Below are 23,204 nucleotides of genomic sequence, written 5' to 3'. Positions count from 1 at the left end.
TGTGCCTCCCCGCTCACGCTTGCTTCAATCACGCTCATTGGCCCGCGCGATCGACCAGGAATTGCGTGAGCAAGGGCACCGGACGACCGGTTGCGCCCTTTGCCGCGCCGCTTTTCCACGCCGTCCCCGCGATATCGAGGTGAGCCCACGGATAGTTCTGCGCGAACCGCGACAGGAAACACGCCGCGGTAATCGCGCCGCCCGGCCGTCCGCCAATGTTCGCGACATCGGCGAAATTTGACTTCAGCAGGTCCTGATACTCGTCGTCGAGCGGCATGCGCCAGGTCGGATCGATGGCTTCCTTCGATGCGTCCAGCAACTCGCCCGCCAACGCGTCGTCCTTCGAGAACAAAGCCGTGTTGTGATGGCCAAGCGCGACCACGCATGCGCCCGTGAGCGTCGCGATATCGATCACTGCCGCGGGCTTGAAGCGTTCCACGTAGGTCAGCGCGTCGCAGAGAATCAGGCGACCTTCCGCGTCCGTGTTCAACACTTCGATAGTCGTGCCCGACATGGACGTGACAATGTCACCCGGCTTCACCGCGTTGCCAGCCGGCATGTTCTCGCACGCCGGAACCACGCCGATCACGTTGAGCTTCAGCCCCATTTCCGCGATGGCGCGCATGGTGCCGAACACCGAACCGGCGCCGAGCATGTCGTACTTCATCTCGTCCATGCCTTCGCCCGGCTTGATGGAAATGCCGCCGGTGTCGAACGTAATGCCCTTGCCAACCAGCACGACGGGAGCTGCCTTCGCGCCCGCGCCCTGGTGATGCATCACGATAAACGCAGGCGGTTCGACCGAGCCTTTCGCGATCGACAGGAACGAACCCATGCCCAGCGCTTCGATCTGTTTCTGGCCGAGCACTTCCACCTTCAGCTTGAACTCCTTGCCCAGCTTTTTCGCGGTATGGCCGAGATACGTGGGCGTGCAGACGTTCGGCGGCAAGTTGCCGAGATCACGCGTCAGATCCATGCCGTTGGCGAGCGCCGTGGCGTGTTTCAACGCAAGCTTCGCCGCTTTTTCGTCGGCGGCATCGATGCTGAACACCACCTTCTTCAGCGCGCGATCACCGTTTTCCGGCTTGCTTTTCATCTGCGTGAACTTGTAGGTCAACTCGCGCAGCGCGAGGATGGCGCAGCGCACACCCCAGTCGCTGGTGCGCTCGGGCACCGGCAGTTGGGCGAGCGTGAAAGCCACGTTCGCGATCTTCGTGGCAAGCAGCGCACGCCAGGCGGTGCGCGCGGCTTCCGCGTAAGCTTTTTGATTGAAAGCGTCTTGCTTGCCAAGCCCGACCAGCAAAATTCGCGACGCGCCAATCCCCGTTACTTCGGTCAGCATCAGCGTGGAACCCGCCTTGCCGCTCATGTCGCCGGCCTTCACCGTGCGCGTAAGCAGCCCCTTGGTCACCAAATCCATCTCGCGGGCTGCGCCCGTCAACGTCTGCGCTTCGAACACGCCGAGCACCACTACATCGGCCTTCCCGTTAAGGAAACCATTTGCCGAGCCTTTGCTCCAATCACAGGCTTTTATGCTAAAGTCCATCGCGCTTATCCTCGGATAAAATCTGGGCTGAAGGATGAAAAGCCGCAATTATCCGCTATTTTTTTCCGAGACGGTCGCAGGCAGCGATACCCGGATTGAATGTCTCGCTCATGACTCGTTCGTGACTCGTTCAATCGGCACGTTTGTCATGGCGTGTGGTCCAAACGCGGACCGCACATAATCCAACCGCCTCGTCGCCGCCGGTTTCCACCTGACAATCAATGATCTTCGAACGCTCCCTTCAGCGTGAACTCGCGTATACGGCTGGCGCCGTATTCATGGTTCTGCTCACGATCATGCTGACCACGATGATGATCCGCATCGTCGGCTTTGCAGCATCGGGGCAAGTCGACCCGCGCGACGTCGTCGTGCTGATCGGCCTCACCGTCATCGGCTATCTCGCCGTGATCATGATCGTGACCCTGTTCGTGTCCATCCTCTTCGTGCTGACGCGCTGGTATCGCGACTCGGAGATGGTCGTGTGGCTCGCCTCAGGCGTCAGTCAAACGGCTCTGATCAAACCGGTCGCGATCTTCTCCACGCCCATCATCATCGCCATTGTATTTTTCGCATTCGTCGTCTGGCCCTGGTCAAATTTGCAAAGCAAGCTGATCAAGGCACGGTTCCAGCAACGCGACGAAGTCTCACTGCTCGCACCCGGCCAGTTCCGCGAATCGCCAACCAGCCACCGCGTGTTTTTTATCGAAAAGATGTCGCCGGATCAGGGGCACGTGCAGAACGTGTTCGTGACAAGCACGGAAGGCGGCAAGGTCAACGTGGTGGTATCGAAGAACGGCCATACCGAAACGCACGCCAACGGCGATCGTTTCGTGGTGCTGGAAAACGGCCGGCGCTATGACGGCGTTCCGGGCCAGCCGAACTTTCGGATCATGGAATTCGAGCGTTACGGCGTGAAAATTCAAAGCCAGCAATTTGTGAACACGCCGACCACAACCGGCATGTATACGGGTGAATTGCTGGCCAATCCCACCCGCGAGAACCTTGCCGAAATTGCGTGGCGCGCGGGTCTGCCGCTGATCGCGATCAACCTGATGCTGCTTGCCATTCCGCTCTCTTACCAGAACCCGCGACGCAGTCGCACAATCAATCTCGTGATGGCAGTGCTGATCTATCTGACGTATTCCAACCTGCTGAACGTGGTGCAGTCGTGGATCGAGCAAGGCCGGGTATCGTTTGTTGTCGGGCTGGTGGGGCTGCACATAATCGTCTCGGTCATGGTCGGGTTCATCTTCTGGATGCGCATACGCAATCGCCCGCTCTTCAAGCTGTCGGCGTTCATGCGCTCGAAAGGGGCCTGACGCAATGCGCATTTACGAACGGTATTTCGCGCGTCAGATCTATCTCGCGTTCATCTTCATCCTGTTTGCGTTCTCAGGCCTGTTCTTCTTCTTTGACCTGATCAACGAGCTGAACACGGTCGGCCATGGCAACTACAAGTTCGGACTCGCCGTGCTTCGGGTGGCCTTGCAGACGCCCTCGCGTTTCTACGAAATCATCCCGGTAGCCGCGCTGATCGCGGCCATCTACGTGTTTGCGCAAATGGCCGCCGCGTCCGAGTTCACCATTTTCCGCGTGTCCGGATTGTCCACCGGCAAGGCGCTGCGCTCGCTGCTCAAGATCGGCATACCGATGGTGCTGCTGACCTATGTGATCGGCGAAGTGGTTGGCCCCTACTCCGACCAGCTCTCCGAGAAAGTACGGCTCGAGGCGCTGGGGTCGTCGGTTTCCATGAACTTTGAATCAGGCGTTTGGGTGAAAGACACGCTGACCGCGCGCGCGGACGGCGAACAGGTCACGCGATTTGTGAACGTGGGCACGCTGAACCCGGACACGACCATTGCGAACGTGCGTATCTATGAATTCGATTCGCTGTTCCGCCTGACGAACGTGCGGATCGCGAAGAGCGGCGTGTTCCAGCCGCCGGGTCACTGGAAACTCACCGACGTAACGGACACTGAACTCATCGACGCACCGCCCCAAGCCGTGAATCCCGGTGACGCGCTCAATCCGGTGTATCGCGCGAAACAGATCACTCTGCCTGAGTATTCGCTGCGCTCTGAACTCACGCCGCAGATTTTGTCGGTGTTGCTGGTGTCGCCGGACCGGATGTCGATGTTCAGCCTGTTCCACTACATCCAGCATTTGACGGAAAATCATCAGGATACGCAGCGTTATCAGATCGCGTTCTGGCGCAAGATCCTGTATCCGCTCGCGGTGCTCGTGATGCTGGTGCTGTCGCTGCCGTTCGCGTACCTGCATACGCGCGCCGGCGTGGTCGGTGTAAAGGTGTTCGGCGGCATCATGATCGGCATGAGCTTCCAGCTGATCAACACGCTGTTCTCGCACATTGGTACGCTGAACACCTGGCCCGCGCCGTTGACGGCCGCAGCGCCGGCGCTGGCGTATTTGATCGTCGGATTGATCGGATTGCGGTGGGTGGACCGGCATTAGGGCTTTAGGAAGGTACCTTAGGAAGCGGAGGACGCGATGAGCAAGCATGGCATGATCTTGTTCGGCCACGGAGCCCGCGATCCACGCTGGGCCGAGCCTTTCGAACGGCTCGCCACGAAGCTGCGCGCCATGCGCAGCGCGCCCGTATCGCTGGCATTTCTTGAGCTGATGACCCCCGATTTACCCACGGCTATCGAACGCCTGGCGGCGGACGGGTGTGATGCGCTCACCGTCGTGCCCGTGTTCTTCGGTCAGGGCGGCCATATACGTCGTGACCTGCCTGAGTTGCTCGATCGATGCCGCTTGATGTTTCCATCGCTGACCATTCAATGCGCAACGGCGGTCGGTGAAGACGACTCGGTGCTGGATGCTGTTGCGCAATATTGCGTTCGGCAGATTGAGTAGGTATTTGGCGCCTCACTAACGTGCTAGCCAAGCACGATTGAATTCCACAGTGCCCCGCGAGTCATGGACTTCCGGGGCATTGTCTTGTCCGAAGGATTTTCTTGGTCGATGCCACGGCGACTGGGGCTGCGCGCGAAGACCGCCTCCGGGGTGAGCTTCGCCCCCCCGGTGGGACCAGACCATCAATCACATGCCTTTCAACCAGTCCAAAATAGCCATATCTGACCAATTAAGTCACTTATTTATTCAGATATGGCTAATTTTGCCATCTCGAAGATTTGATGATCTCGAGATTTTGTCTATACTGACCAATTATGTGGGTTTTTATGTCAGATACGACAAAATGAAGCGCAACAACAAGGATTTTTCGTCGCCAGAACTCGGGCTTCAGGCCGCGGGGCTGGGACGCGCGGTCGCCGCCGCCCGGATCGCACGCAACATGACACGGAAGGATTTTTCCGAACGAGCCAACATCAGCCAGAGCACCCTGATACGTATAGAAAACGGCGACGTTTCGGTCAGTTTTTCGTCGTGGCTGCACGCGTTCGAACGTGCCGGCCTCCTCGGATTGCTCCAGCCGCTCGCGAATCCGCAAAACGACGTGGTCGGCGAAGCGCGGCGCAAAACTGAGTCTCGTGTGCGGCCACGCAAGACGCCTTCGAAGACGGGTGAGTATGATTTTTAATACAAAGACATGGAGCAAATACGTCTTCATCGCCCTCGAAGGCGCAGCCGAGGCGGTTCCTGCCGGCAAGCTCGAACTACTCGAAGAAGGTATCAAGCCCGTCGGGTCAACCTTCGTCTACGGCAACAAGTACCTGCAACGTGCAAACGCCGCTGCTGTGGACCCGGTCAGCATGCCTCTGGACGAAGCGAAGAAGTCTAAAGAAACGGTATTTCAGCCCCCTGCGGGATTGGCGCTGTTTGGCGCAATTCGTGATTCGGCCCCGGATTCCTGGGGACGGCGCGTGATCGAGAATATGTTGAGGGCGGCGCCCGACGGCCTGCCCGAAACCGAATATCTGGCTCATGCCGGCCCGCACCGGACTGGCGCGCTGGATTTCAGGGACTCCCCCTCCGCACCTGCGGAACCCGGCAAGTTGCCGGACGCAAAGGCGCTGTCCTATCTGCTCGACGCAGCAGCGATGATCCAGGACGGCAAGCCGGTACCGAAAAAGCTGCAGTTGCTCTTTAGCGTGGGCGCAACGTTCGGCGGTGCGCGGCCAAAGGCCGTTCTGCTGGACGATGGACGGCAATGGGTTGCCAAATTCCCCGTCGCCCGGGACGGTTTCAACATTCCTGTCGTGGAGCGCGCCACGCTTGAACTCGCCCGCGAGTGCGGCATGCGCGTTCCTGCAACCAAGCCCATTCACTTGGCCGACGGGAGGGATGTCATGCTGATCGAACGATTTGACCGCGTGCCGTTGCCCGGGGGCGCATTTGGCAAACGCCACGTCGTGAGCGCGCTGACCATGCTCAAGATGCATGAGAGCGATACCGCGTCGGCCAATTACGCGGACCTGGCGGACCTGATCGGTGAACGCGGCGCGACGGGCTTCGTGGCGGCTGACAAGGTCGAGTTGTTCAAGCGAATGGTGTTCAACATCCTCGTGACGAACGACGATGACCATCTTCGCAATCATGCGTTCGTGTGGGATGGAGCAAACAAGGGCTGGCGCCTGAGCGACCTTTACGACGTCGTGCCGAAGCCGCAGGTCGGCACCGACCGCTTTCTCGTACTGGGGGTGGGTCCGGCAATGGGCCGGCTGGCGACGCTCGACAATGCCCTCTCCGCCGCGGGCCGATTCGGCCTGCTCAAACACGCGGCCGTTGAAATCATCCAGCGTTTGTCGGCTGTCGTGAGGGAGTGGCGAATTTACTTCGAGGACTTCGGCGTTTCCAAGGGAGAGTGCGACAAGATCGCCTCGGCGTTTCGGAAGCCCCACGCTATTGGTCTGCGCGAAGTGGAGAAAGCGGTAGCGAAGGCATAGTTCTTCAAGGCTTCGAAACGGAGGTTGAAAAACCAATTGGTGCAAGCATCAGAACACCCCGCATGAATGTGAAAAAGCCCTCGTGGGTCAGTGACCAACGAGGGCTTTTCAATGAGACGAACGGCAAGCTACGTTAACCAAAGATCCCGCGCGCGGCGGCGCGTTTTCTCCATGTCACCTTCGGTTTAAATCAGGCTGCAACTTGCAATGCCGCTTCCGCGCTTTCGACCGGCACCAGCACCGACCGCTCCGCAAATGCCTCACCGATCATCAGCAAACTCGGCTGCGATGCATCGAGCCAATCTTGCGCATCGCCAATCGCCATTTCGCCCAGCGTCAGCGTCAGCGACCGTTCGCGCGGTGTACTGCAAGCCTCGACGATAGCAACCGGCGTCGACGCCGGCCGCCCTGCATCAATCAGTTGCTGCGCAATCTCCGGCGCGCTGTCGCGGCCCATGTAGAACACGAGCGAATCCGCGCTTGCCTGCTCGCGGATTTCATCGCTGTCAGGGGCACGGCTGTAAGTCGCCAGAGCAACACTGCGCGATACTCCGCGCAAGGTCAGCGAGCGCTTCAACGTCGCGGCGCTCGCCAGCGCGGCCGTGATCCCCGGCACCACTTCGTACTCAATCCCCGCCGCTTCGAGCGCGCGCATTTCTTCGTCCGCGCGGCCGAACAACATGGGGTCTCCGCCCTTCAGGCGCACGACGACATCATGTTCGCGAGCGGCATCGACAATCTGCTTGTTGATGAAGTGCTGAGCGGTCGATCGCTGTCCGCAACGCTTGCCCACTGCGATCTTGCGCGCGTCGGGCGCGTAGTCGAGCATGGCTGGCTCAATCAGCGCGTCATGCAAAACGACGTTCGCCTGGCTCAACAGCTTCGCGCCGCGAACCGTAATCAGGTCCGCAGCACCGGGCCCCGCGCCGATCAAATACACCTTACCCATAGTCAATACTCAGGCTGAGAACGAGCGAATCATACCGGCCGCAACCGTGTGATGCGTCGCTTCATCGATAAGAACAAACGCACCCGTACCCTGATGCGTGTCGTAGGCATCGCAGACAATCGGCTTTTGCAGCGTCAGCGCCACGCGGCCGATGTCGTTCATCGTCAGGTTATGGCGGTCCACCGCATGCAGCAGCGTATGCACGTCGAGCACTTCCTTGATCGCGCCAATCCGCGCGAACACCGTGTTCGTGGTCTGCTTCAGCAAATACTTGCGCTGCGGCGAGAGCGGCTCTTCATCGAACCAGCAGAGATCCGCGTCCAGCTTCTTCGCCGGCTCGATCTTCGCGCCACTCGTCGCGGCGTTCGTGTTATGCGGCACGAACGTATCGCCACGCGACACATCGACATCTTCCGCCAGGCGAATGGTCACCGTCTGCCCCGCGAACGCACGATCCACTTGCGCCACGCCGCCCGGAACCGGCGCGATGATCTCGGTAACGGTGGCCTCGCGATTGGCCGGCAGCACGGTGATCGTGTCACCCAGCTTCACTTCTCCCGATTCCACCCGGCCCATGTAGCCGCGGAAGTCGTCGGCCTGGCTGCCGTCCTGGCGCGCGACCCATTGCACCGGGAAACGCAGCGCCTGATAAACGGGCTGCGCAACCGGCAGCGCTTCGAGCAGATCGAGCAGTGGCTCGCCCGCGTACCACGGCATGCGCTCGCTGGCGGTCACGATGTTGTCACCCTTGAGCGCCGACACCGGCACAAAGCGCACATCGGCAATGCCAAGCCGGCGCGCGAGTTCAACGTACGCGTCGCGGATCTCGTTGAAGCGCGATTCGCTGAAGTCGATCAGGTCCATTTTGTTGATCGCGACGATCACATGCTGCAGCCCAAGCAGCTTCACGATCGCGCTATGGCGAACGGTCTGCGGCAACAATTGCGCCACGCCGTCCTGCAACGTCACGCGCGTGGCATCCACAAGAATAATCGCCGCATGCGCCGTGGATGCGCCCGTCACCATATTGCGCGTGTACTGCTCGTGGCCGGGGGTATCGGCGATGATGAACTTGCGCTTCGCGGTCGCAAAATAGCGGTACGCCACGTCGATCGTGATGCCCTGCTCACGCTCGGCTTCAAGACCATCGGTCAGCAGCGACAGATCGATTTCATCGCCAACGGTGCGCTTATTCTTCGCGCGCGACAACGCCGACAGTTGATCCGACAACACCGCCTTGCTATCGAACAACAGCCGGCCGATCAACGTGCTCTTGCCGTCGTCAACGCTACCCGCCGTAATAAAACGCAACACGCCGAGGTCTTCGGGTTGATGAATGCTCATGATGTTTCCCTGTTCCTTGTTTGCGGCGTGATGCTTAGAAATAGCCTTGTTTCTTGCGGGTTTCCATCGCGGCTTCGGACGCTTGATCGTCCATGCGCGTGGCGCCGCGTTCCGTGATTTCCGTCACGGCCGTCTCAGCGATGATCTTCTCGACGTCGTCGGCATCGCTGGCAACAGGGCACGTGCAGCTGATGTCACCGACGGTCCGGAAACGCACTTGCGTGACTTCCGATACTTCGCCTTCCTGCAACGGCGTAAGCGGCGTCAGCGGTACGAGCAAACCATTGCGGCGGATGATCTCGCGATCGTGCGCGTAATAGATAGACGGCAGTTCAAGATTCTCGCGCCCGATGTATTGCCAGATATCCAGTTCGGTCCAGTTCGAAATGGGGAACACGCGCAAGTGCTCGCCGTTATGCAGGCGCGCGTTGTAGATGCTCCACAATTCCGGGCGTTGCGCTTTCGGATCCCACTGGCCGAATTCATCGCGGAAAGAGAAGATGCGCTCTTTAGCGCGGGCCTTTTCTTCGTCGCGACGCGCGCCGCCGATCAACGCCGTATAACCGTACTCTTCGATGGTTTCAAGCAACGTCACCGCTTGTGCAGCGTTACGCGAATCCGTTTCGCGACGCAGACGCACAGTGCCTTTCTTGATTGAATCCTCGACATGACCGACCACGAGTTCCGCGCCAATTTCAGCAGCGCGACGATCGCGGAAGTCGATCACTTCGCTAAAGTTATGACCGGTATCGATATGAACCAGCGGGAACGGCAACACGGTCTTGCGGCCCGAGCCCAGGCCAAATGCCTTCAATGCAAGATGCAGCACGACGACCGAATCCTTGCCGCCGGAGAACAGCAACGCCGGCTTGCTGCACTCGGCCACGAGTTCGCGCAGGATGTGAATGGACTCGGCTTCGAGCCAGTCGAGGTGGTCCATCCGGTTGCCGCGATTCTCGATCGGGGCGTTGACTGTTGAATCGAGCGTGCTGCTCATATGCGTCGTTCCTTGGTTGCTTTGCATGACACCCACGTTGCGGCGTCATGCGTCAATATCAATGCGTTCAGAGCGCCGAACTTGGCGCTGCGCTGCGGTCTTCCACGATCTTTATATTCGTCACGTGCAATCCGCATTCCTTCGTATCCCGCGATTCCCACCACCAGCGTCCTGCTCGGCTGTCTTCGCCCGGACGGATGGCGCGCGTGCACGGCTCACAGCCAATGCTTGGATAACCGCGCGCGTGCAGCGGGTTGACGGGGACATCGAAGGCCTTCAAATAAGCCCAGACATCGGCTTCAGTCCAGTCCGCCAGCGGATTGAACTTCGCGATACCACGCGGCGCGTCGTGCTCTTCTTCATGCAACTCTACGCGCGTTACGGATTGCTCGCGTCGCTGTCCCGTGACCCATGCGCTCACGTCCTTCAGCGCGCGATTCAGCGGTTCCACCTTACGAATGCCGCAACAGCTTTTACGCAGATCGACGCTCTCGTAGAACGCGTTCAGACCGTGATCACGAACGTACTCCTCAACCGCTTGCGGCTGCGGATGAAACTGTTCGATGTCATGGCCATAACGCTCTTTCACGCGATCAATCATGCCTAGCGTTTCAGCATGCAGACGACCCGTGTTCAGCGAGAAGATGCCGATCTTTACGCTGCGCGAAAGAATGGCGTGCGTAAGCAACATGTCTTCGGCGGCGAGACTGCTGGCTAGCTTGACGTTCGCATGACGTTGCGCGATGGAATCGAGCAACGCATCAAGGCGTTCGACTTTGGCTTGCAGTTCGGCATTCATGCAGACGCTCCGGAGAGGGCTGCGCCACGACGGCGAAACAGCGGTTCCGGATTGTCCACCGCGCCTTGATACGGGATGCTCAGTTCAGCGAACGCGTTCAGCGCGTCGTGAATGTCTTTATCGGCGCGAACGGCGAACGCATCGAAGCCGCAACGTGCGTGAAAGCGCAACTGGTCGCGCAGCACGTCGCCGATAGCCCGCAACTCGCCCTTCCACTGATAACGCTCGCGCAGCAAACGGCCGATGCTGAAACCACGGCCATCGCTGAACTTCGGGAAATCGACGGCGATCAACGCGATATTGTCAAAGTCTTCGACCAGTTCCGCGGGTTCATCGTCGGGGGCGAGCCATACGCCGATCGGTTCTTTCTTGTGCGCCGCGGTCAGCGCGTTCTTGTGCTCTTTCCACCACGTGAACGGCACAATCACCTTGCCCGGCAACAATGCATCGACTGCGGGCAGCGTGCCATCTTCAGCGGCACGCACCACGGTCCAGTCGTCTTCAACCACTTCGCGATTCTTGATTATCAAAGCCATGTGCTTATTCCTTAGCGACTCAATGTAGCGAATCAGGCATGTGCCGGCTGGCGCGACGCGTACACACGTTCCTTGAACGGTGCGATGCCGATACGGCCATACGTCTCGATGAACCGCTCGCCTTCAATACGGTTCTCAACGAACGTATCGATCACTTGCGACACCACGTCGGGCATCTCTTCCGCCGAGAACGACGGGCCGATCACGCGGCCAAGATGCGCGCCCGTTACGCCCGAGCTTTGCTCGCCGCCGAGCGTGACCTGATACCACTCTGAGCCATCTTTATCGACACCCAGCACACCAATGTTGCCAATGTGATGATGGCCGCACGCATTGATACAACCCGAGATGTTCAGCGTCAGGTCGCCGAGGTCGTACACGTAGTCGAGATCGCTGAAACGCTCTTGAATAGCTTGCGCAATCGGGATCGACTTCGCGTTTGCTAGCGAGCAAAAATCGCCGCCCGGGCACGCAATGATGTCGGTGAGCAAACCAATATTCGATGTCGCGAAACCCAGCGCCTTCGCGCGTTCCCACACCGTGTACAGGTCGCGCTTCTTCACGTTCGCCAAGATCAGGTTCTGCTCGTGCGAGACGCGGATTTCACCGAACGAGAATTCGTCGGCGAGATCGGCGACCGCTTCCATCTGCTTGTCCGTTGCGTCGCCCGGCGCAATGCCTGTCGGCTTCAGCGACAACGTCACCGATGCATAACCCGGCACCTTGTGCGGCCGCACGTTGCGCTCAATCCACCGCGCGAACGGCTTGCTCTCGATGAGATGCTTTTCATACGATGTATCCGTATCCGGCAGCTTTTCATACGCGGGCGGTGCAAAGAACTGCGACACGCGTGTCAGTTCTTCTTGCGTGAGCGTGGAAGGACCATCCTTCAAATGCGCCCATTCCTCTTCCACTTGCTGCGCGAACTTGGCGGGGCTCAGCGCCTTCACGAGAATCTTGATACGCGCCTTATACATATTGTCGCGACGGCCGTAGCGGTTATACACACGCAACACGGCTTCGCAATATGTCAGCAGATGCTGCCAGGGCAGATCTTCCTTGATGATCGCGCCAACGATAGGCGTACGACCCAAGCCACCGCCCGCAAGAATGCTCGCGACCACTTCGCCGGCTGCGTTCTTCTTCAGGTACACGCCCAGGTCGTGCACTTGCACGGCTGCGCGATCTTCCACCGAGCCGTTGACCGCGATCTTGAACTTGCGCGGAAGCCACGCGAACTCGGGGTGAAAGGTGGACCACTGACGCAAAATTTCGGCCCACGGACGCGGATCGACGATTTCATCGGGCGCCACGCCGGCAAATTGATCGGCCGTGATATTGCGGATGCAATTGCCTGACGTTTGAATGCCATGCATTTGCACCGATGCCAGTTTGCGCAGAATTTCCGGCGTCTCTTCGAGCTGGATCCAGTTGAACTGGATATTGGTACGCGTCGAAAAGTGGCCGTAGCCGCGGTCGTGCTCACGCGCGATCGTGCCGAGCATGCGCATCTGGTCGCTGCGCAGGTTGCCGTACGGAATCGCGATGCGGTGCATGTACGCGTGGCGCTGCAAATAGAGCCCGTTCTGCAGGCGCAGCGGCCGGAATTCTTCTTCGCTCAACTCGCCCGACAAACGCCGGCGCACTTGGTCGCTGTATTGAGCGACGCGTTCGTCGACGATTTGCTGGTCGATCTGATCGTATTGATACATTCGGGGGCCCCAGTTTTAGTAGTTCCGTCAGTCCGGCGTCCTAGCCACGCCGCACATCGTCATCAGTAGAGTCATTGCCTGGCACGCCGTTCGGACAGTGCGTTCATTTGCTTATGACAAATACAGATATCGATATTGGAAAAATTGGCTCGATGGTAATAAACTTCCTATATATTGCAAACGACTGATAAATTACTTTGATATGCGGATGGGTTATATATGAATCTGCACCAGTTCCGCTTCGTGCGCGAAGCCGTCCGGCAGAATTACAACCTCACCGAAGCCGCTAAAGCGCTGTTCACGTCGCAGCCGGGGGTATCGAAGGCGATCATCGAGCTGGAGGATGAACTCGGGGTCGAGATCTTCACGCGTCATGGCAAACGGGTTCGTTCGCTGACGGAGCCGGGGCGAATTATCCTGGCATCGGTGGAAAAAATCTTGCAGGAAGTGGAAAGCCTGAAGCGTGTCGGTAAGGATTACGCGGCGCAGGATCAGGGCAATCTTGTCATTGCGGCCACGCACACGCAGGCGCGGTATTCGTTGCCGAACGCCATCGCGGAGTTCAAGAAGCGCTTTCCAAAGGTACACCTTTCAATTCTGCAAGGTAGTCCGACGCAGGTGGCCGAGATGGTCATCCACGATCAGGCGGATATCGCCATCGCCACGGAAGCGATCGCTAACTATAAAGAACTGGTGTCGTTGCCTTGTTTCCAGTGGCATCACGTGGCCGTGATGCAGCCGGATCATCCGCTGCTCGAGCGCAAGCTGCTGACGCTCGACGACCTCGCGCAATTCCCGATCATTACCTACGACAACGCGTTCGCCGGCCGCTCGAAGATCAACCAGGCGTTCGCGCTGCGCAACCTGACGCCCGATATCGTGCTGGAAGCGATTGATGCCGACGTGATCAAGACCTACGTCGAGCTGGGCCTGGGAGTGGGCATTCTCGCGGATATCGCGTTTAACCCCGAACGCGATAAACATCTTCGCGCGATGCCTGTCGGCCATCTGTTCGGCACGAACGTCACGCGGCTCGCCTTGAAACAAGGCGCGTATTTGCGCAGTTATGTGTACACGCTGGTCGAACTGCTTTCGCCTTCCATGAACCGCAAGCTGATCGAGCAGGCGCTCTCGGGTGAACACGAAAGCTACGAGCTTTGATCGACCGGGTTTCGGCAAGACGCGGGCAACGATCAAGTCAAAACCCGCGTCGAAACTCGTGCCGCGCGATTTTTGTCATCCCACACTTCAGCATTTTTAAACCACACCTCTTCGCGGAGAGCATCCAATGAAGTTGTCGAAGTTCATGCGCCCGGCGCTAATGTTCAGCGCACTCGCGTTTTTCAGTGCAGCGGCCAGTGCGCAGCTGAAAGTCGGTATCGATTTGTCGAGCACGGGTCCGGCGGCCGCCATCGGCATCACGAGCAAGAACGCCATGCTGATGTGGCCGAAGACGATTGCGGGTCAACAGGCGGAATACATCATTCTCGACGATGGCTCCGATCCGGGCGCGGCCGTGCGCAATATCCGCAAGCTGATTACAGAAGACAAGGTCGATGTGATCGTCGGGCCGAACATCACGCCGGCTGCACTAGCGGCGCTTGATCCGGTGGCCGAATACCAGACGCCGATGATCACGCTGATCGGCTCGGCATCAGTTGTGGAGCCGCAGGAAGGCAAGAAGGTGTGGGCGTTCAAGATGGCCCAGACGGACCGCGCGATGGCCGACGTCATGACCCGCACGATGGTCAGCCGGAACGTGAAGACGGTCGGTTTCATCGGTTTCGCCGATAGTTACGGCGATAGCTGGTTCAACGAATTCTCGAAGTTCGCCGAGTTGCGCCATATCAAGGTGGTCGCGAGTGAGCGTTTTAATCGTACCGACGCGAGCGTGACCGGGCAGATTCTCAAGCTGATGGCCGCGAAACCCGATGCGGTGCTGATTGCGGGCGCGGGCACGCCGACGGTGTTACCGGAACGCACGCTGATCGAGCGCGGTTATAAAGGCGCGATTTATCAGACGCATGGCATTGCCACGCCGGAGTTCATCAAGCTCGGCGGCAAGGATGTTGAAGGCACACTGTTCCCGACGCAACCGGTCGTGGTCGCCCGGACATTGCCTGCGGATCATCCATCGAAGAAAGCGGCGCTGGCTTTTGTTGACGCTTACGAGGCGAAGTACGGCAAAGGCACGGTCACGCAGTTTGCCGGCGATGCTGCCGGGGTCTATCCGCGGCTGCAGGATGCGGTCGGACGCGCGCTGAAGGCCGGGCAGCCTGGGACGGTGGCGTTTCGAGTGGCGTTGCGCTCGGAGCTGGAGCACGCGCATGAACTCGTTGTGCCCAATGGTGTGGTCAACACCAGCGCGACCGATCACGTCGGGTTGGATCAACGGGCCAGCGTGATGGGCATCATCAAGAACGGCCAGTTCACGTATTTGAGCCAGTGAGCGAGCGGCCGCGTGAGCCGATGAATGAGCCGATGAATGAGCCGATAACTGAGCCGATGAGCGCGGTAGTCTGCCGTACGTGCTCAAGGACTTGCCGCCGGAAACGATTTTCGGCATAATCGCTGACTTGCCGGTTGGCGTCGGATTTTTTTCGTCTCAGTCGGCTGGTTCAAATGCTGTTTGCCCGGGTGGTGAAATTGGTAGACGCAGGGGACTCAAAATCCCCCGCCGCAAGGCGTGCCGGTTCGATTCCGGCCCCGGGCACCATTTCCGAAAAGCCGTTTCTGCGTGTGCAGAGACGGCTTTTTCGCATTTGGGCCTCGGTTAGATCAATGAACAGGAAAGGTCACGGCTAGCCCGGGGAACCCGAACCGAACACAGGTTCTTCTGGCGAGAGTTCGCCAGGGCCGCGCATCAGCATCCACTTAGAGCTGTTCGTCGCGGGAAATCAGGCATCGCCAATCCGAACATCCCGACGATCAGAAGACGCCTATTCCTCGATACGCCAGTGGCGCGACTCGCGACCGCGAGGCTCCTCCCCCGCCACGATTGTTTCTCTCCCGCAAAACCCCGGCTCACAAACAGATATCATGTGCGCTCGTTAATACTGCCGTGCTTACCCGGCATTCCTGCTGGAGTTTCTATGGCCTCATCCCCTGATAGCGTCAGCATGGCGTTGTTTTGCGACTTCGAAAACGTCGCCCTCGGCGTGCGCGACGCAAAGTACGACAAGTTCGACATCATGCCGGTGCTCGAACGGCTGCTGCTCAAAGGCAGCATCGTGGTAAAAAAGGCTTACTGCGACTGGGATCGCTACAAAGGTTTCAAAGCCGCGATGCACGAAGCGAGTTTCGAGCTGATCGAAATTCCGCACGTGCGTCAGTCGGGCAAGAATTCAGCGGATATCCGGCTCGTCGTCGACGCGCTCGACCTCTGCTACACGAAATCACACGTGGATACGTTCGTCATCATCAGCGGCGATTCGGACTTCTCGCCGCTCGTCTCGAAGCTGCGTGAGAACGCGAAAAAGGTGATCGGTGTCGGCGTGAAGAACTCCACGTCCGATCTGCTCGTCGCGAACTGCGATGAATTCATTTTCTACGATGACCTCGTGCGCGAGCAGCAACGCTCGATCGCCAAGCGGGAAGCGCGCGAGGCCCGTGAAGCACGCGACGCTCGCGAGGCGAACGCGACGGCATCGTCGGCGAAGCGTTCACCCGAAGACGGCCAGCCCAAACAGGAACTCGAAGCACGAAAGGCCAAGGCCATTGCAATTGCGGTGGAAACGTTCGATGACCTTGCCTCCGAGCGCGGCGAAAGCGGGAAGATCTGGGCCTCGGTGCTCAAGAGCGCGATCAAGCGACGCAAGCCCGATTTCAACGAGTCGTACTACGGCTTTCGCGCGTTCGGCAATCTGCTGGAAGAAGCGCAGGTGCGTGGTCTGCTCGAAGTGGGACGGGACGAGAAATCGGGTTCGTTTGTGTTTCGCACGCAATCAGTGGCCGTCACTGAATCAGTAAGGGACGTCGAGGCGCCCGTCGCGCCGAAGGAAAATCGGCAGACGGGGAATGCGGGTAACTCAGGTAACGACCGAAATCGGAGGAAAGGCCGCAACCCGCGTCAGCAAGTTTCCGAACCGCTCTTCGATGAACCGCGCGATGCCCAATCCGCAACGCCTCCGGAAGCGCACTCCGAATCGGTTGGCGAGCGTGATCGCAGGGATGGACCGCACTCGCGATCGCAGGTCGCGGAACCTCTTTTCGACGAACCGCAACCCGCGCAGCAACCCGAGGCGCAACTGGAAGCGCGACCCAGGCAGGGCCGCGACCGCAATCGCCGAAACAACCGGAACCCAAGGCCGCAGGTTCACGAACCGCTGTTCGATGTAGCACAGGAGTTGCCGTCCGAAACTCACGCGGAAGCTCATGTGGAAACTTACGCAGAGGCCGCCGACGAGCGACCGTTCTTCACGCTACCGCCGAAGGCTAAGGAAGAATTCGTGTTCTTGGAACGCACGGAAGAAACGCCTGCGCAATCGAGCGAAACAAGTTCGAGCGAAGTAAGTGAAACGCCGTCGCCCAAACGCGGCGTAGCGCGGCGTGGACGTCAGGCTGCCGCGAAAAAAGTCGTGGCAAAGACACAGCCGGAAGCGCCGGTTGAGACTGCCTCTGCGGCCGACACTGTCGACAGCACGGACGAGCCTGGTGCAAAGAAAACGGCTGCAAAGAAAACAGCCGCAAAAAGGACGCCACGCAAAACGGCGCCCGCTAGCCGGCGTCCGCGAAAGACAGCGGCCGCAACGAGCGAAGAGTGAACGTTTGAAGACGCGTCATCGCCGTGACTTGGTTGTCGTGGTGATGACATTTCATGGAAAATCGCTTGCGGTTAAAAGGACTAACACGCCTGGGGGATCACCAGGGCGTTAAACGTCGATATGGACCGCCCAGCGCGGTCGAGACGGCGGGTTGAGGAAGCCGGATCGTCGTTTCCCTCGCAGCGGCCGGCTTCATTTGCCTCCGCGCTCCACTCAACAACGCAAAAACTCAAGGCTCTGGAACCTCCAGATCCATCAACGCCGAACTCAGCGATTTGCCATGCGCATCGAGCGCGAGTGATCGCGTCACGCCGCCCCCCAGCGCGCGCCCGAGCACAAAATTCATCGCCGCTATTCCCGGTAATTCGAAGCGCGTCACATCGCCCTTCACCACATCGCTCAGATGCGCTTTCACGCGCTCCGGAGTGACATGTGCGAGCAGATGATCGTAGTGCCGCGCGTCGTAACAGATCACCGATACATTCAGCGTATTGCCCTTATCGCCGGTTCGGGAATGCGCAATTTGGCGTAGTTTCATCTCAGGCCTCCACCATCTCGAACGATGGCTGTACAAGTTCCCGAGGCAACAGGACCGACTGCACCGCGATCACTTCGCGCGCAGTCTTCGTCACCCCGCCGCCGCCCGCCGGACCATTGGTATAAAGCGTCTCGACTTCGTTGCCGATACGAACCGCCTGCTCCATCGAATCCGTGCGACCGGCTACGCGCACGCGGACTTCATACGGCTCCGCATTACGCTCACCCAGCGTCGCGCCATGCAACGAGTCAACACCGATCAAATCGAAGCGCAGTTCACTCGTCGCGACGCCGGTTATCTCCAACCGTTCACGCACAATCTCAAGCGCCAGTTTCGCGCGCGCCACCGCGCCTGGACCGCCATACGAAATCTGCCCTTCGCCGATAAACCCATCCACGTAAGCCACTGTCACCTTCAACGTCCCCGTACGCGATGTCCCGCACCCGCCGCTCACGCGCACACGATCCTGCGCTTCTTCCACCACGCGGACCTCCGTGAAGTCCGCGACTACGTCGGGTTGCAGATATCGGCGGGGATCGTGGATCTCGTACAGCAATTGCTCCTTGCACGTGGCCTCCGTCACACGGCCGCCGGCATGCGCGACCTTGGTAATCGTGACGGAGCCGTCAGCGTCAACCTCGCCTATCGGGAAGCCGAGGCGCGCGAGCATTGGTACGTCCTTGAAACCGGGGTCGGCGAAATAACCGCCCGTGATCTGCCCCGCGCATTCGAGCAAATGCCCCACCACCGTCGCCTGACCCAGCCTGTTCCAATCGTCCATCGCCCAGCCGAATGAGTGGATCAGCGGTGCCGTGAACAACGACGGATCGGCCGCGCGGCCGGTGAGCACGATGTCGGCGCCAGCCTGCAACGCATCGACAATCGGTCCCGCGCCCAGATACGCATTCGCCGAAACGAGCCTGCTGTCGTAGTCCGCAACGCTATCGCCCGATTCCTCGAACACATACGTTCCTTGCCTCACGACATCGAGTACGTCGTCACCGCTGACCGCCGCGATTTTCAAACCGCTCAAGCCCAGCTCATGCGCGATCGATGCGGTCTTGCGCGCCGCCGCCAGCGGGTTCGCCGCGCCCATGTTCGAGATAATCCTCACACCGTTGCGCACGGCGGCCGGCAACACTGCGCGCATCCGGGCTTCGAGCAACGGGTCGTAACCCAGCTCCGGATTCCCTCGCCGTGCTTGTTGCGCAAGTGCAATCGTTCGTTCTGCCAAGCACTCGAAAACAAGATAATCGAGCGCTCCGTATTCGGCCAGTTCGACCGCGGGCTCGATGCGGTCGCCAGAGTAACCCGCGCCCGCGCCGATCCGCACGCGAGCGGCTTGGGTCAGAGTGTTGAGTGCAGCAGTCATACCCATTCCTTGCGTTAAAAAACGCGCTCAAAGAGGAAAGATGCCCAGCACGACACACGCGATCGTCATCACGATCGATGCGCCGAACAACAGCGGAAACGTGAATTTCTGATGATCGGCGAGATCGATGCCGGTCAGCCCGACGACCAGGAACGTCGCGGGCGTGAGCGGGCTGACCGGGAACCCCGTCGTCATCTGCCCAAGCAACGCCGCCTGGCCAACATGCACGGCAGGCACGCCAAGCTGCCCGGCCACTTCCGCGATCACGGGCAACACGCCGAAGTAAAACGAGTCGGGATCGAAGAGCATGCTAAGCGGCATCGATAAGAAACCAAGCGCGACGGGGATGTGCGTTGCCATCGACGGCGGCACGAAACCAACCGCGGCCTGCGCCATCGCCTTGAGCATGCCGCTGCCCTGCATCACGCCTGTGAACACACCCGCTGCGAGCAGGATGCCGGCCATCATCAGCGCGGCGCGTGCGTGGGCATCAATGCGCTGGCGCTGCATATCCACGTTCGGATAGTTGACGAGCAACGCGACGCACAGCCCGACCATGAACATGATGGCTGGTGGAATCTTCTCGCCCATCACCACCATCGTGCCGAGCACCACCAGCGTCAGCACGATGTTGAACCAGAAATTCTTCGGTCGACGCAGCGCTTTCTGTTCATCGGTGAGCTCGCGCTGCGGCATCGGGATGGCGCCATCAGCGCCCGTGTATCCCAACCGTTTCTCCTCGCGCCGGCCGAGCCACCAAGCCATGCCAAACACGAACACGAGGCCCACGATCTGCACCGGAATCAACGGATTGAATAACGCCGATATAGGCAGATGCAGCGACGCCGACGCGCGGATCATCGGCCCGGTCCAAGGCAGGAAATTGATCCCCGCTGCCATCGACGCCGCCGCTGCCAGCACGCGCCGATCCATCTTGAGACGGTCGTAGAGCGGCAGCATTGCCGGGATGGTCACGAGAAAGCAAACGGCGCCCGAGCCATCGAGGTGGATCAGCAGCGCGAGCAGCGTCGTGCCCATCACAATGCGCGTCGGCCGCGTGCCGACGGTGCGCAAGATGCGGTCGATGATCGGATCGAGCGTGCCTGCATCGGTAATCGTGCCGAAGTACAGGATCGCGAAGACGAACATGCCGACAACAGGCGCAAGGCTCTTCAGCCCCTCGATGACAAACTTGCTGGTCTGCAAGCCGAAGCCGCCGATCAGGGAAGCCGCTATCGGCACAATGATCAGCGCCACGAGCGGCGACATCCGTTTTGAAAGAATCGCCGCGAGCAGGACGACGATAGTGGCCAGGCCAAGTAAGGGCAGCAAGGTTTGTCTCCGATCTTTTTAATCGATTGTTTTATCTGTCAACCAAGCGTAGTTTCGGAAAGTCGATAAAACAATTGAAATGATTTGATGGCAGCAATCACGTTTTGTAATAGTCGGAAAACATGGACCTGAATCTCCGCGATATCCGCGCGTTCATCGCCGTGGCGCAGGCGGGCAGTTTCACGCGCGCCGCCGTGCGGCTGCATCTGTCGCAGCCCGCGTTGACCGTGCAGATCCGCCGTCTCGAAGAAACGATCGGCGCGCGGCTGTTCGACCGCAATAGCCGCAGCGTTGCATTGACGCCGGTCGGACGTGATCTGCTGCCGGTCCTGCAAAAGTCGCTCGGCGACATGGAGCAGGTTCTCCACGATGCCCGCGCGCTCAGCGACGGTTCCACTGGCACGGTGCGGCTCGCGTGCCTGCCGTCATTCGCCGCGAGTTTGCTGCCCGACTTGATCCAGGATTTCAGACGCGAGTTGCCGCACGTGTCGTTTCAAATCCGCGATGTGGTGGCGAGCGTCGTCAATACGCTCGTACGTAATGAGGATGTGGACGTGGGACTGACCGGCGGCGACGTCACCGATTCCTCGCTAGAAGTGCTGCACGCGGGTGAGGACCGGCTGTGTGTTGTGTGCCCGGACGGGCATCCGTTGACGGCAGGCAAGCGAATCGGCATGGAGGAAATCGTCCGCTATCCGTTGGTATTGACGGCTGCGGGAACAAGCGTACGGGCAGTGGTGGATGCCGCGTTCGAGCGCGCCGGCTGCGCACCCGTACCCACCTGCGAGCCGACCTACATGATGACGGCGGTGGCCATGGTTCGGGCAGGGCTTGGCGTGACCATCCTGCCCCTCTCGGCGCGCGAGGTGCGCGCGGAACCGGCACTAGTGACGCGGGTTATCGATGAACCGGGTTTCGTGCGCCCCATCGCGCTCGTGAAGAAGCGCGGACGTACGCTACCGCCCGTGACGGAGGCGTTTGTCGGCGTGATCGTCAGGGGGTTCGGGCAGCGCGGAGAGTAAGAGTAAAGAGGGCGCCGTTATCGAATCAACGCGATTCAATGCATGTAAGCGAACACCGCCAGCGCGGCCATCACCGTAATCGCGCCGCCAATACGCGTCGCGATCTGCGCGAACGGCATCAGCTCCATGCGATTACCCGCTGTCAGGATAGCGACGTCGCCGGTGCCGCCCAGACCGCTGTGCGTTGCATTGACCATGGCTGCTTCCACCGGATGCATGCCGACCATCCGGCCCACCGCGAAGCCCGTCACCACCAGCGTCAGGACCGTCACTGCTGCCGTCACGATATTCGCCCAATGAAATGCCGTGACGATCTCCCCCCACGGTGTCATGGCGACGCTGATGGCGAACATCAGTGGATACGTGACGGCGGTGGAGAAGAACGAATACATGAAACGGGCACCGCCACGCACGCGAGGAGAAACCGCTTGCAGCAATTGCGCCGCGACCACCAGCAACAACATCACCACGGGCGCGGGCCAGCCGAACCATTGATGGCTCAACTGCCCGACCAGATACAGCGCGATGGCTGTGCCGCCCGCCGCGGCGACGGAGCTGACATCGAATTCAAACGCGACAGGCGCTGCCAACGATGTGTCCGTTTGCGAGCGATCGTCGTTGCGCGTCAGTTGACCGTTGCCGGTCCACGCCGGCTTCTTCGTGCCAAGGTAGTTCAGAAAACCCGCGCAGCAAATTGCTGCAATGTTGCCGAGCATGACCGCCGACAACACCTGCGCGAACAGCGGCCCTTGATCGACACCGAGCGTCTGCGCGTACCCCATCGACAGCGGCAATGCGCCCTCTCCCACGCCTCCCGCCATGATTGGCGCGACCACGAAAAACAGTGTGTGTTTCGCGCCGAGCCCAAGCATTGCGCCCACGCCGGTGCCAACCAGCGCCGCTGCCAGCGAACCCGCGCACACCGGCACGAAGATCTTGATGAAGCCTTTGATCAGCGTCTGCCGGTCCATGCTGAGCACGCTGCCCACAATGATCGCCGCTATGAACAGATAAAGAAAATTGGTGCTCTTCGTGAACGATGTCACCGACTTCACAACGCTTGCCGGCATCAGGTGGTAATAGATCAGCGCCGATGGCAGGAAGGCCGCGAAGATTGAGGTCGCACCAATGTGGCGGATCCACGGAATACGCCGCGCGAGTTCGGCGCAGGTAAAACCGCCGACAGCGACCAGCGCGATGCCTGTGGGCAAGTCGGCCGCGAGTTTGCCGCTTGCTGCCATGGCGGCGAGCACCAGCAGCAGCACGATGTACACCGGCAGCGGCAACACGCCGATACGGACATCGAATATCACCCACCAGCGATCTCTCCATACCGTCGCGCCTGAGGGCGCAGCGACGTGGGGATTGTGTGTTTCAGACGTCTCCATTCAAGTCTCCATGACTTCGTTTTTTCGTTTTGATGCCA

The 23,204-nt window shown here is 59.7% G+C and carries 20 protein-coding genes and 1 tRNA gene; 10 read left to right on the top strand and 11 right to left on the bottom strand.

Annotated elements, in window-relative coordinates:
- Window positions 1-34: 34 nt before the first annotated feature.
- Window positions 35-1,546 carry a leucyl aminopeptidase gene (locus tag SBC1_RS03930; protein ID WP_165987369.1) on the bottom strand — a complete coding sequence of 504 codons (1,512 nt, stop codon included), beginning with the start codon at window positions 1,544-1,546 and terminating at the stop codon, window positions 35-37.
- 221 nt (window positions 1,547-1,767) lie between these two features.
- Here SBC1_RS03930 and lptF point away from each other — a divergent pair, with 221 nt between their 5' ends.
- The 5 genes from lptF (at window position 1,768) to SBC1_RS03905 (ending at window position 6,414) form a co-directional block, all read left to right on the top strand.
- Window positions 1,768-2,865 carry an LPS export ABC transporter permease LptF gene (gene lptF / locus SBC1_RS03925; protein WP_165087130.1) on the top strand — a complete coding sequence of 366 codons (1,098 nt, stop codon included), beginning with the start codon at window positions 1,768-1,770 and terminating at the stop codon, window positions 2,863-2,865.
- 4 nt (window positions 2,866-2,869) lie between these two features.
- Window positions 2,870-4,018: an LPS export ABC transporter permease LptG gene (lptG, locus tag SBC1_RS03920; protein ID WP_165087128.1), complete on the top strand. Its 1,149-nt coding sequence runs from the start codon at window positions 2,870-2,872 to the stop codon at window positions 4,016-4,018.
- Window positions 4,019-4,054: 36 nt separating this feature from the next.
- Window positions 4,055-4,423 carry a sirohydrochlorin chelatase gene (locus SBC1_RS03915; RefSeq protein WP_089163491.1) on the top strand — a complete coding sequence of 123 codons (369 nt, stop codon included), beginning with the start codon at window positions 4,055-4,057 and terminating at the stop codon, window positions 4,421-4,423.
- A gap of 190 nt (window positions 4,424-4,613) precedes the next feature.
- Window positions 4,614-5,108 (top strand): helix-turn-helix transcriptional regulator, encoded by a 495-nt coding sequence (locus SBC1_RS03910; RefSeq protein ID WP_165987367.1) that lies wholly within the window; start codon window positions 4,614-4,616, stop codon window positions 5,106-5,108.
- Window positions 5,098-6,414 (top strand): type II toxin-antitoxin system HipA family toxin, encoded by a 1,317-nt coding sequence (locus SBC1_RS03905; RefSeq protein WP_165987366.1) that lies wholly within the window; start codon window positions 5,098-5,100, stop codon window positions 6,412-6,414. The genes SBC1_RS03910 and SBC1_RS03905 overlap by 11 nt, the downstream gene beginning before the upstream one ends.
- Before the next feature lie 190 nt (window positions 6,415-6,604).
- Here the strand turns inward: SBC1_RS03905 and cobA are convergent, their stop codons facing one another.
- The 6 genes from cobA to SBC1_RS03875 form a co-directional block, all read right to left on the bottom strand.
- A complete protein-coding gene (gene cobA / locus SBC1_RS03900) occupies window positions 6,605-7,363 on the bottom strand; it encodes a uroporphyrinogen-III C-methyltransferase (protein WP_165087115.1) in 759 nt (252 codons plus the stop codon).
- Between the two features lie 9 nt (window positions 7,364-7,372).
- Window positions 7,373-8,710, bottom strand: coding sequence for a sulfate adenylyltransferase subunit 1 (locus SBC1_RS03895; RefSeq protein WP_206366040.1), 1,338 nt, complete (start codon window positions 8,708-8,710; stop codon window positions 7,373-7,375).
- Window positions 8,711-8,741: 31 nt separating this feature from the next.
- Window positions 8,742-9,704: a sulfate adenylyltransferase subunit CysD gene (gene cysD, locus SBC1_RS03890; protein ID WP_165087109.1), complete on the bottom strand. Its 963-nt coding sequence runs from the start codon at window positions 9,702-9,704 to the stop codon at window positions 8,742-8,744.
- Between the two features lie 67 nt (window positions 9,705-9,771).
- Window positions 9,772-10,503 carry a phosphoadenylyl-sulfate reductase gene (locus SBC1_RS03885; protein ID WP_165087106.1) on the bottom strand — a complete coding sequence of 244 codons (732 nt, stop codon included), beginning with the start codon at window positions 10,501-10,503 and terminating at the stop codon, window positions 9,772-9,774.
- Window positions 10,500-11,039 (bottom strand): DUF934 domain-containing protein, encoded by a 540-nt coding sequence (locus SBC1_RS03880; RefSeq protein ID WP_165087103.1) that lies wholly within the window; start codon window positions 11,037-11,039, stop codon window positions 10,500-10,502. The genes SBC1_RS03885 and SBC1_RS03880 overlap by 4 nt, the downstream gene beginning before the upstream one ends.
- A gap of 32 nt (window positions 11,040-11,071) precedes the next feature.
- Window positions 11,072-12,751, bottom strand: coding sequence for a nitrite/sulfite reductase (locus tag SBC1_RS03875; RefSeq protein ID WP_165987365.1), 1,680 nt, complete (start codon window positions 12,749-12,751; stop codon window positions 11,072-11,074).
- A 219-nt stretch (window positions 12,752-12,970) separates the two neighbouring features.
- On the opposite strand from SBC1_RS03875, the gene SBC1_RS03870 reads away from it, so the two are divergent.
- The 4 genes from SBC1_RS03870 to SBC1_RS03855 all read left to right on the top strand — a co-directional run bounded on the left by SBC1_RS03870 (window position 12,971) and on the right by SBC1_RS03855 (window position 17,514).
- Window positions 12,971-13,912, top strand: coding sequence for a CysB family HTH-type transcriptional regulator (locus SBC1_RS03870; RefSeq protein ID WP_165087098.1), 942 nt, complete (start codon window positions 12,971-12,973; stop codon window positions 13,910-13,912).
- 127 nt (window positions 13,913-14,039) lie between these two features.
- Window positions 14,040-15,200, top strand: a complete 1,161-nt coding sequence (locus SBC1_RS03865; RefSeq protein WP_165087095.1) for an ABC transporter substrate-binding protein — start codon at window positions 14,040-14,042, stop codon at window positions 15,198-15,200.
- A gap of 182 nt (window positions 15,201-15,382) precedes the next feature.
- A tRNA-Leu gene (locus tag SBC1_RS03860) sits at window positions 15,383-15,467 on the top strand.
- 376 nt (window positions 15,468-15,843) lie between these two features.
- Window positions 15,844-17,514, top strand: a complete 1,671-nt coding sequence (locus tag SBC1_RS03855; protein WP_165987363.1) for an NYN domain-containing protein — start codon at window positions 15,844-15,846, stop codon at window positions 17,512-17,514.
- A gap of 229 nt (window positions 17,515-17,743) precedes the next feature.
- Here the strand turns inward: SBC1_RS03855 and SBC1_RS03850 are convergent, their stop codons facing one another.
- The 3 genes from SBC1_RS03850 to SBC1_RS03840 are packed head-to-tail and all read right to left on the bottom strand — an operon-like array spanning window position 17,744 to window position 20,756.
- A complete protein-coding gene (locus SBC1_RS03850) occupies window positions 17,744-18,052 on the bottom strand; it encodes a hypothetical protein (protein ID WP_165087089.1) in 309 nt (102 codons plus the stop codon).
- 1 nt (window position 18,053) lies between these two features.
- Window positions 18,054-19,424, bottom strand: coding sequence for an acyclic terpene utilization AtuA family protein (locus tag SBC1_RS03845; RefSeq protein ID WP_165987362.1), 1,371 nt, complete (start codon window positions 19,422-19,424; stop codon window positions 18,054-18,056).
- Window positions 19,425-19,451: 27 nt separating this feature from the next.
- Window positions 19,452-20,756, bottom strand: a complete 1,305-nt coding sequence (locus tag SBC1_RS03840; RefSeq protein WP_165087084.1) for a CitMHS family transporter — start codon at window positions 20,754-20,756, stop codon at window positions 19,452-19,454.
- Window positions 20,757-20,878: 122 nt separating this feature from the next.
- Here SBC1_RS03840 and SBC1_RS03835 point away from each other — a divergent pair, with 122 nt between their 5' ends.
- Complete coding sequence (locus tag SBC1_RS03835) at window positions 20,879-21,778, top strand: LysR family transcriptional regulator (protein ID WP_165987360.1); 900 nt, start codon at window positions 20,879-20,881, stop codon at window positions 21,776-21,778.
- Between the two features lie 35 nt (window positions 21,779-21,813).
- On the opposite strand, the gene SBC1_RS03830 is transcribed toward SBC1_RS03835, so the two are convergent.
- Window positions 21,814-23,166, bottom strand: a complete 1,353-nt coding sequence (locus SBC1_RS03830; RefSeq protein ID WP_165987359.1) for a 2-hydroxycarboxylate transporter family protein — start codon at window positions 23,164-23,166, stop codon at window positions 21,814-21,816.
- Window positions 23,167-23,204 lie beyond the last annotated feature (38 nt).

It is taken from the genome of Caballeronia sp. SBC1 (assembly GCF_011493005.1).
Lineage (GTDB): Bacteria > Pseudomonadota > Gammaproteobacteria > Burkholderiales > Burkholderiaceae > Caballeronia.
Note: the sequence above shows the minus strand (reverse complement) of the source record. Positions and strands in the feature narration are given on the sequence as shown.

Excerpts from the sequence above, each read along its gene's own strand:
- SBC1_RS03885 (WP_165087106.1), bottom strand. The coding sequence starts at position 10,503 with ATGAATGCCGAACTGCAAGCCAAAGTCGAACGCCTTGATGCGTTGCTC.
- SBC1_RS03850 (WP_165087089.1), bottom strand. The coding sequence starts at position 18,052 with ATGAAACTACGCCAAATTGCGCATTCCCGAACCGGCGATAAGGGCAAT.
- SBC1_RS03835 (WP_165987360.1), top strand. The coding sequence starts at position 20,879 with ATGGACCTGAATCTCCGCGATATCCGCGCGTTCATCGCCGTGGCGCAG.
- SBC1_RS03830 (WP_165987359.1), bottom strand. The coding sequence starts at position 23,166 with ATGGAGACGTCTGAAACACACAATCCCCACGTCGCTGCGCCCTCAGGC.
- SBC1_RS03915 (WP_089163491.1), top strand. The coding sequence starts at position 4,055 with ATGAGCAAGCATGGCATGATCTTGTTCGGCCACGGAGCCCGCGATCCA.
- cysD (WP_165087109.1), bottom strand. The coding sequence starts at position 9,704 with ATGAGCAGCACGCTCGATTCAACAGTCAACGCCCCGATCGAGAATCGC.
- SBC1_RS03865 (WP_165087095.1), top strand. The coding sequence starts at position 14,040 with ATGAAGTTGTCGAAGTTCATGCGCCCGGCGCTAATGTTCAGCGCACTC.
- SBC1_RS03905 (WP_165987366.1), top strand. The coding sequence starts at position 5,098 with ATGATTTTTAATACAAAGACATGGAGCAAATACGTCTTCATCGCCCTC.
- SBC1_RS03880 (WP_165087103.1), bottom strand. The coding sequence starts at position 11,039 with ATGGCTTTGATAATCAAGAATCGCGAAGTGGTTGAAGACGACTGGACC.
- SBC1_RS03930 (WP_165987369.1), bottom strand. The coding sequence starts at position 1,546 with ATGGACTTTAGCATAAAAGCCTGTGATTGGAGCAAAGGCTCGGCAAAT.
- SBC1_RS03870 (WP_165087098.1), top strand. The coding sequence starts at position 12,971 with ATGAATCTGCACCAGTTCCGCTTCGTGCGCGAAGCCGTCCGGCAGAAT.
- SBC1_RS03845 (WP_165987362.1), bottom strand. The coding sequence starts at position 19,424 with ATGACTGCTGCACTCAACACTCTGACCCAAGCCGCTCGCGTGCGGATC.
- SBC1_RS03910 (WP_165987367.1), top strand. The coding sequence starts at position 4,614 with ATGCCTTTCAACCAGTCCAAAATAGCCATATCTGACCAATTAAGTCAC.
- lptG (WP_165087128.1), top strand. The coding sequence starts at position 2,870 with ATGCGCATTTACGAACGGTATTTCGCGCGTCAGATCTATCTCGCGTTC.
- SBC1_RS03875 (WP_165987365.1), bottom strand. The coding sequence starts at position 12,751 with ATGTATCAATACGATCAGATCGACCAGCAAATCGTCGACGAACGCGTC.
- SBC1_RS03855 (WP_165987363.1), top strand. The coding sequence starts at position 15,844 with ATGGCCTCATCCCCTGATAGCGTCAGCATGGCGTTGTTTTGCGACTTC.
- lptF (WP_165087130.1), top strand. The coding sequence starts at position 1,768 with ATGATCTTCGAACGCTCCCTTCAGCGTGAACTCGCGTATACGGCTGGC.
- cobA (WP_165087115.1), bottom strand. The coding sequence starts at position 7,363 with ATGGGTAAGGTGTATTTGATCGGCGCGGGGCCCGGTGCTGCGGACCTG.